We start from the raw sequence: 4,015 nt of genomic DNA, 5'->3' as shown, positions 1-4,015 counted from the left end.
GCGCGGCACAGCCGCGGGACACCGCACCCGCGCGACGAAGCCGCGACACGGCCCGGCCGCAGGCCGGACCGCCTCCGGCTGCGCCGAGCTACGGCCGTAGGCCGCCGCGAGGCCGCCCGCCGAGGGCGGTGGGTGGGCGCGGCACCCACGTGGCGCAGCCACAGGGCGGCCTCCGCCGCGACAACCCGCCGTGGCACGGCCTCGGCCGCAGGCCGCCCGGCAGAGGCTCGCCGCTGGCCGTCGCGGCTACGCGGCTAGTCGTCGGCGGCGGCCGGCCAGGGGGCGCCCCACGGGGTGTCCCGTGCCGCGCGGTAGGCCGCGCCCTGGCGGCGGGTGACCGTCTCCCGCCGGAGGCCGGCGGCCGGCTCAGGGTCGCACAGGTCGAGCAGCACCTGGCCCTTGCGGAGCTGCGGGCGGCGTACCACCCGTGCCCGCGCCGACGTGCCCACCGGCAGCCTCGTCGCCGCGACGTAGGAGAACTTCTCGTCCTCGTACGGCAGCACTCCGCCCTTGACCCGCCGGTGCAGCGCCGAGCGCCCGACGCGGGCCGCGAAGTGGCACCAGTCGCTGCCGGGCTCGATCGGGCAGGCCGCGTCGTGCGGGCAGGGCGCGACCACCCGCAGGCCGGCGGCCAGGAGCCGGTCACGGGCGGCGCGCACGCGCAGGTAGCCGTCGGGGGTGCCGGGCTCGACGACGAGGACGGCGGCGCCGGCGGCCTCGGCCGCCGCGTCCACCACGCCGTCCCGGGCGGTCTCCGGGAGCTCCCCAAGGAGGTAGGAGACGGTGACGAGGTCGGCGGCCGGGAGCCGGACGCCGGGGCCGAGCCGTTCGCGGCGCCAGTCCACCCGCGGAGCGGTGCCGGCCGCCAGTTCGCGGCCCAGGGCCAGCGCCGGCTCCGACCAGTCGACGACGACCGTCTCGCGGTCGCCAGGCCAGGCGTCGGCCGCCGCCCAGACCGCCGCGCCGGTGCCGCCGCCGAGGTCCAGGTGGCTGGCCGGGGCCCAGCTCGGCAGCCGCGCGGCCAGCTGGTCGAGCGCGGCGGCGATCGCCTCGTGGGTGGCCGGCATCCGGTAGGCGGCGTAGGCGACGGCGTCGGCGCGGTCCCGCAGGATGGGGGTCGCGGCGACGGTGCGCCCCCGGTAGCTGGCGATCAGCCGCTCCACGGCGGCCGCGGCCTGCCGTGGCGGCAGGCCGTCGAGCAGCCGGTCGAGGGCCGCGCCCAGGGGCGTGGTGGTGGGGCTGGTCACCGCGGCAGTTTGACATCCCCCACCCCAAGAATGGGACGGGGCCCCATCCCTGCCGTAGTACGGCCGGGTGGGTGGTTGACGCTTAAGACTGGGCATCCCCGAGGTCTCCACGTCCTGACACCGCATGTCCTGCGGCATGTTCGATGTTCCGGGCGGCGTTAGTGTCCGCGTTGACCTGGTAACCGCATCCGTCGGCTCTGCAAACGAAACGGTCCTGGCTTTCGCGGCTGCCAGGGGTGATGAACCCGCAGGCGGAGCAACGCCGGGAGGTGTTCGGGGCGGGGACCTTGACCAGGATGCCGCCTCGGTCAGCCAGCTTGTATTCGAGGAGGGTGATGGCGCGTCCCCATGACTCGCCGCTGATCGACCGGTTGAGTCCCGCTTTCTGCCGAACTTTCGTGCCGGGGGCTTCTACCGTCCCCTTGGCGGACTTAACCATGCTACGGATGGCCAGGTCTTCCACCCCGATGATTCCGCAGGCGTCGGCAAGTTCGGTGGTGGTCTTGTGCTGCCAGTCAAGTGCTCGGCGCGTGGCTCTTGCGCGGAGCTGTCTGATCTGGTCGTAGGTACGGCGCAGCCGGTTCGAGGTTGGCTGGCCGGGCTCGTGGTCGGAGCGTTGGCGTTCCCGCTTCTGCTCCAGCCGTTTCATCCGCTTGGCCTCGCCGGGGGTGAGCCAGGGGCCGTGTTCCCGGAAGGTGCCATTGGAGAGCGCGAGCAGCTTGGCGATCCCCCGGTCGATGCCGGTGATCAGGCCCTGGTGCGGCTTGGGCTCATCCACCTCGGTACGGACACGGAAGACGATGTGCCAGCCCGGCGCATCATGGACGAGGCGGGCACCGGTGATGCGATTGAGCTTGTCGGCGCGCCTACCGACCGGCAGGTTCTTGGTCCAGCGGAACTTCACCGGGCCGATCATCGGCACCCAGCACTGCCCCCAGTGACGGGACAGACGCTTGATCCGAAGGTCGCGACCCTGCGGGATGTCGACGGCGCGGCGCGCAGTGCGCTTCTTGAAAGCAGGCTCCTCGGCGCGGCCGTCCCAGCAGTTCTTCCATGCCTGAACATACGTCTTCAGCACGGCCTGCGCGGCTTGCGCGGGTACGACGCCGAGCCAGGGAATCTCCTTGCGCGCCTGTCGGATCGCCTCGTCCATGCGGGACAGGGAACGCTGGCACCGCGGTGTCATCTGCCACAGCTCGTGCGTGCAGATTCCACATGGCACGCGCTCCATGCCCCTGCTCTTCGACCTTGGCAAGCTGATCCGGCGTGAGGTAAAGCCGGGCTTTGTGGGCGCGCTGACGCTTCACCCTGCCTCCCGCTCTCCTCGCTGGCCGATTCGCTGATCATTCTAGCGTTGGCACATGTCACCATAAGTTCGTCCAACGGCGAGAAGGACCACGTCCACCGATTGATGCCGTGGGCTCATAGTTCGCCCTTCCCCTTCTCATTGCCGGTGGCCTCTGTCCAACAAAGGACAGGACGGTACCTCTGCCAACATCATTGGCAGGGAGTCGGCGGCGCGACGCGCCGCCGCGGGCGGCACAGGAGCAGGAAGCAGGCCGTGGACAGCAGCACCGAGACGAGCTGGACGACGGCCATCGGGACGGCGGTGTCCTCGCCCGCGACGCCGACCAGCGGTGAGGCGACGGCGCCGACGAAGAACTGCGAGGCGCCGAGCAGGGCGGAGGCGGAGCCGGCCGCGTGCGGGGCGCGTTGCAGGCCCTCGGTGTTGGCGTTGGGCAGCACCAGCGGCATGGCGCCCATCAGGACGAAGAGGCCGGCGGCGACGGGCAGCAGCCCGATGTCGCCGAAGACGCCGATGGTCATCAGCAGCAGGGAGGTGGCGGCGAGCACCAGCAGCGCGTGCCCGGCGGCCATGATCCGGTGCGTGGCGACCCGGCCGACCAGGATCTTGCCGTTGATCTGGCTCATCAGGACCAGGCCGATGGAGTTGACCATGAACAGCAGGCTGAAGGTCTGCGGGGACGCGCCGTAGATCTCCTGGATGACGAACGGGGAGGCGGCCACGTAGGCGAAGAGGCCGGCGAAGGTGAGGCCGCCGACCAGCAGGTGGCCGGTGAAGACCCGGTCCCCGAAGAGGCCGCCCATGGTGCGCAGGGCGGCCGGCAGGCCGCCGCGTTCGCGGCGCTCGGCGGGGAGCGTCTCCGGCAGCCAGCGGGCCGCGATCAGGGTGAGCACGAGGCCGGCGACGGCGAGGACGACGAAGATACCGCGCCAGTCGGTGAACCGCATCAGCTGCCCGCCGAGCACCGGGGCCAGGATGGGGGCGAGGCCGGAGATCAGCATCAGGGTGGAGAAGAAGCGGGCCATGGCGACGCCGTCGAACATGTCGCGGACGATGGCGCGCGCGATGACGACGCCGGCGGAGCCGGCGAGGCCCTGGACGAGGCGGAAGGCCGTGAGCGTCTCGACGTTGGGCGCGACGGCACAGGCCACGGAGGCCAGGACGTAGCCGCTCATGCCGGCGAGCAGCGGCAGCCGGCGGCCGAGTTGGTCGCTCATCGGGCCGACGACCAGCTGGCCGAGACCGAGGCCGAGCAGGCAGGCGGTCAGGGTGAGCTGGACGGTGGCGGCGCCGGTGCCGAGGCTGTCGGCGACCTCGGGGAGTGCCGGCAGGTAGGTGTCGATGGAGAGTGGGGTGAGGGCGGTGAGGCTGCCCAGGATGAGGGTGAGCAGCAGTCCGGCCCGCCTGCGGCGGGAGAGCTTCGGTGCTCCTTCGCCGGCGATGGCGGGCCGGGGGATCGGGG

Annotated in this window: 3 protein-coding genes; all 3 read right to left on the bottom strand. The window is 72.3% G+C overall.

Going from position 1 to position 4,015, the window contains the following annotated elements:
* Positions 1-254 precede the first annotated feature (254 nt).
* The gene (locus E1265_RS37555; protein WP_165953987.1) at positions 255-1,247 is read right to left on the bottom strand and encodes a small ribosomal subunit Rsm22 family protein; all 993 of its coding nucleotides are present in this window, start codon (positions 1,245-1,247) and stop codon (positions 255-257) included.
* Between the two features lie 82 nt (positions 1,248-1,329).
* Positions 1,330-2,400, bottom strand: a complete 1,071-nt coding sequence (locus E1265_RS34610; RefSeq protein WP_207931326.1) for an RNA-guided endonuclease TnpB family protein — start codon at positions 2,398-2,400, stop codon at positions 1,330-1,332.
* Positions 2,401-2,744: 344 nt separating this feature from the next.
* Positions 2,745-4,015, bottom strand: a 1,271-nt coding sequence (locus E1265_RS34605) for a Bcr/CflA family multidrug efflux MFS transporter (RefSeq protein WP_132934916.1), incomplete at its 5' end; no start/stop codon positions are given.

The sequence above is a fragment of the Streptomyces sp. 8K308 genome (assembly GCF_004348315.1).
GTDB lineage: Bacteria > Actinomycetota > Actinomycetes > Streptomycetales > Streptomycetaceae > Streptomyces.
This window is presented reverse-complemented; position numbering and strand designations above follow the sequence as displayed.